The following is a 3773-nucleotide window of genomic DNA, read 5'->3' as shown; positions in this document are numbered from 1 at the left end:
GCGCAGGGCCGCATCGTCTCGATGCTCGAAGGGGGCTACAACCTGGACGCCCTCGCGCGCAGCGTCGAAGCCCATATCCGCGTCCTTGCCGATCTGTAGAGCCGCCGGCGCACATGCCGCGCCCTGTTTTTCCAAGAGATGAATTTCAACGATTTCACACAACGCCTGGGCCAGGTCGACGCACGCGGCCTGGGCATCGAGCTGGCGGCACTGGTCGCCTGCGTGGTCCTGGCCTGGGTGGCCACCCGCTGGTTCGGGCGCGACCAGCCGAAGGATTCCATCTGGTTCGGCGAGCGCACCTTCGACGGGCTCTTGTTCCCGCTGCTGGCGCTGGTCTTCGCCGAGCTGGCCCGGCGCCTGGTGAGCGGCTACCAGCCCGTACTGGTGCTGCGCATCGGGGTGTCGGTGTTCCTGTCGCTGGCGGTCATCCGGCTGTTCGCGCGCGTGATGCGGGCGGTCTTTCCGGCCTCCAACCTGGTGCGGCTGCTGGAGCGAACGATCTCGTGGCTCGCCTGGATGGCCGCCATCCTCTGGATCGTCGGGCTGCTGCCGCCGGTGCTGGCCGAGCTCGACGGCATCACGCTGGCCTTCGGCAAGACGAGCGTCAGCCTGCAGACCATCATCCAGGGCGTGCTGTCGGCCGGGCTGGTGCTGGTGATCGCGCTGTGGATTGCCGCCACCATCGAGAAGCGCATCCTGCGCGAAGCCGTGACCGACCTGTCGATGCGCAAGGTGGCCTCGAACGCGGTGCGCGCCATCCTGCTGCTGGTGGGCCTGCTGTTCGCGCTGTCGGCGGTGGGGGTCGACCTCACGGCGCTCTCGGTGCTGGGCGGCGCGCTGGGCGTAGGCCTGGGCTTCGGGCTGCAGAAGCTGGCGGCCAACTACGTGAGCGGCTTCGTGATCTTGCTGGAGCGCTCCATCCGCATCGGCGACAACGTCAAGGTCGACACCTTCGAGGGCCGCATCACCGACATCAAGACCCGCTACACGCTCATCCGCGCGGGCAACGGGCGCGAGGCCATCGTGCCGAACGAGTCGCTCATCACCAGCCGCGTCGAGAACCTCTCGATGGCGGACCGCAAGTTCAACATCACGACCAGCATCGTGGTGGGCTACGACAGCGACGTGGCGCAGGTGCAGGCCATCCTGTGCGCGGCGGCCAAGGCCCAGGCCCGGGTGATGACCGACCCCGAGCCCGTGACCTATCTCGCCAGCTTCGCGCCCGACGGGCTGGAGTTCACGCTGAACTTCTGGGTGGCCGACCCTGACAAGGGCAAGGACAACGTGCGCTCGGCCATCAACATCGCCATTCTCGAGGGCCTGCGCAGCGCGGGCGTGGACATTCCCTATCCGCAGCGCGTGCTGCGGGTGGAGTCGCTGCCGCCGGGCGTTTCCGCCACGCGCGAGGCTGCCGTATAATCACGAAAAAGCACGGTCGTTCTTTTTTGTTGCACGGCGGTGCCAAGTCGCCATGGGCGCAGGTGCGGCAAAGGCCGGACCCTAAAATGACCGGCTGCCCTCGAAGCCCCCTTTTTGCAATCCCAATGGAGTCAAGTCAATGAAGGTTCTAGTGCCTGTCAAACGGGTCGTCGATTACAACGTCAAGGTGCGCGTGAAGAGCGACGGCACCGGAGTGGACATTGCCAACGTCAAGATGAGCATGAACCCCTTCGACGAGATCGCCGTGGAAGAAGCCGTGCGCCTGAAGGAAAAGGGCGTGGTCACTGAAGTGATCGCCGTCTCCTGCGGCGACGCCAAGTGCCAGGAAACCCTGCGCACCGCCATGGCCATCGGTGCCGACCGCGGCATCCTGGTCGAGACCACCGAAGAGCTGCAGCCGCTGGCCGTCGCCAAGCTGCTGAAGGCCCTGGTCGACAAGGAACAGCCCCAGCTGATCATCCTGGGCAAGCAGGCCATCGACGACGACGCCAACCAGACCGGCCAGATGCTCGCCGCGCTGGCCGACCTGCCGCAAGCCACCTTTGCCTCCAAGGTCGAAGTGGCCGACGGCAAGGCCACCGTCACGCGCGAAGTCGACGGCGGCCTGGAGACCATCACGCTCAGCCTGCCGGCCGTCATCACGACCGACCTGCGCCTGAACGAGCCGCGCTACGTCACCTTGCCCAACATCATGAAGGCCAAGAAGAAGCAGCTCGACACCTTCAAGCCCGAAGACCTGGGCGTGGACGTGAAGCCGCGCCTGAAGACCCTCAAGGTCAGCGAGCCGCCCAAGCGCGGCGCCGGCATCAAGGTGCCTGATGTTGCAACGCTGGTGGACAAACTGAAGAACGAAGCGAAGGTAATTTGAAGGCATTGCGGGACAGACCGCAGTGGCGAAGCCGCAAGCTCTGTCCCCAACTGATCAAGATTTTTTGGAACAAAAAATGACCGCACTTGTTATTGCCGAACACGACCACGCGACCGTCAAGCCCGCGACCCTCAACACCGTGACCGCGGCGCTCGCCTGCGGCGGCGACGTCCATGTGCTCGTGGCCGGTGCCAATGCCGCCGAAGCCGGCAAGGCCGCCGCGCAGATCGTGGGCGTCAGCAAAGTCATCGTGGCCGACAGCCCGTCGCTCGCAGAAAACCTGGCCGAGAACGTCGCCGCCCAGGTGCTCGCCATCGCTGCCAACTACAGCCACATCCTGTTCCCCTCGACTGCCAACGGCAAGAACGTCGCGCCGCGCGTGGCCGCCAAGCTCGACGTGGCGCAGATCAGCGACATCACCAAGGTCGAGAGCCCCGACACCTTCGAGCGCCCGATCTACGCCGGCAACGCCATCGCCACCGTGCAGAGCGCAGACCCGATCAAGGTGATCACCGTGCGCACCACCGGCTTCGACGCCGCAGCCGCCACCGGTGGCAGCGCAAGCGTTGAAACGGCCGAAGGCGTGGCCGATTCGGGCAAGTCCAGCTTCGTGGGCCGCGAAGTCACCAAGAGCGACCGCCCCGAACTSACCGCMGCCAAGATCATCGTCTCGGGCGGCCGGGCCCTGGGCAGCGCCGAGAAGTTCACCGAAGTGATGACGCCCTTGGCCGACAAGCTCAACGCGGGCCTGGGCGCGAGCCGCGCCGCGGTCGATGCGGGCTACGCCCCCAACGACTGGCAGGTGGGCCAGACCGGCAAGATCGTCGCGCCGCAGTTGTACATCGCAGCCGGCATCTCGGGCGCGATCCAGCATCTGGCCGGCATGAAGGACTCCAAGGTGATCGTGGCGATCAACAAGGACGAAGAGGCGCCGATCTTCTCGGTGGCCGACTACGGCCTGGTGGCTGACCTGTTCACGGCGGTGCCGGAACTGGTGAAGGCGCTCTGACGCGATTGCCGCACTGAGCCGGAGGGCATCGTTCGCGATGCCCTTTTCGTATCCGCTGTATCTGGAGACAAGAGATGAGCTACACCGCCCCCCTCAAGGACATGCTGTTCGACATCGAGCACCTGGCCAACATCGGCGAGATCGCCAGGCTGCCGGGCTTCGAGGACGCCGGCCTCGAAACCGCGCAGGCCGTGCTCGAGGAATGCGCGCGCTTCAACCAGGACGTGGTGGCGCCGCTGAACGTGGCGGGCGACCGCAACCCCTCGTCGTTCAAGGACGGCGCGGTCACGACCACGCCGGGCTTCAAGGAAGCCTTCGCGCAGTACGTGTCGGGCGGCTGGCAGGGCCTGCAGCATCCGGCGGACTTCGGCGGCCAGGGCCTGCCCAAGACCATCGGCGCGGCCTGCGGCGAGATGCTCAACTCGGCCAACATGAGCTTCGCGCTGTGTCCGCTCC

3 protein-coding genes and 2 pseudogenes are annotated in these 3773 nt (G+C 66.1%); all 5 read left to right on the top strand.

The window, feature by feature from the left end:
• Nucleotides 1-99 (top strand): annotated as a pseudogene (locus tag AC1DOC_RS23975) (histone deacetylase family protein); the annotation flags it as partial.
• Between the two features lie 39 nt (nucleotides 100-138).
• A complete protein-coding gene (locus AC1DOC_RS23970; RefSeq protein ID WP_012748472.1) occupies nucleotides 139-1419 on the top strand; it encodes a mechanosensitive ion channel family protein in 1281 nt (426 codons plus the stop codon).
• A gap of 139 nt (nucleotides 1420-1558) precedes the next feature.
• The gene (locus AC1DOC_RS23965; RefSeq protein WP_062361769.1) at nucleotides 1559-2308 is read left to right on the top strand and encodes an electron transfer flavoprotein subunit beta/FixA family protein; all 750 of its coding nucleotides are present in this window, start codon (nucleotides 1559-1561) and stop codon (nucleotides 2306-2308) included.
• Nucleotides 2309-2384: 76 nt separating this feature from the next.
• Nucleotides 2385-3317 carry an electron transfer flavoprotein subunit alpha/FixB family protein gene (locus tag AC1DOC_RS23960; protein WP_478081377.1) on the top strand — a complete coding sequence of 311 codons (933 nt, stop codon included), beginning with the start codon at nucleotides 2385-2387 and terminating at the stop codon, nucleotides 3315-3317.
• Between the two features lie 74 nt (nucleotides 3318-3391).
• Nucleotides 3392-3773: pseudogene (locus tag AC1DOC_RS23955) on the top strand (acyl-CoA dehydrogenase); the annotation flags it as partial.

Source organism: Variovorax sp. 01T439_2, assembly GCF_056398445.1.
The sequence above is the reverse complement of the archived record's forward strand: the minus strand, read 5'-3'. Positions and strand labels throughout refer to the sequence as shown.

Excerpts from the sequence above, each read along its gene's own strand:
- AC1DOC_RS23965 (WP_062361769.1), top strand. The coding sequence starts at position 1,559 with ATGAAGGTTCTAGTGCCTGTCAAACGGGTCGTCGATTACAACGTCAAG.
- AC1DOC_RS23970 (WP_012748472.1), top strand. The coding sequence starts at position 139 with ATGAATTTCAACGATTTCACACAACGCCTGGGCCAGGTCGACGCACGC.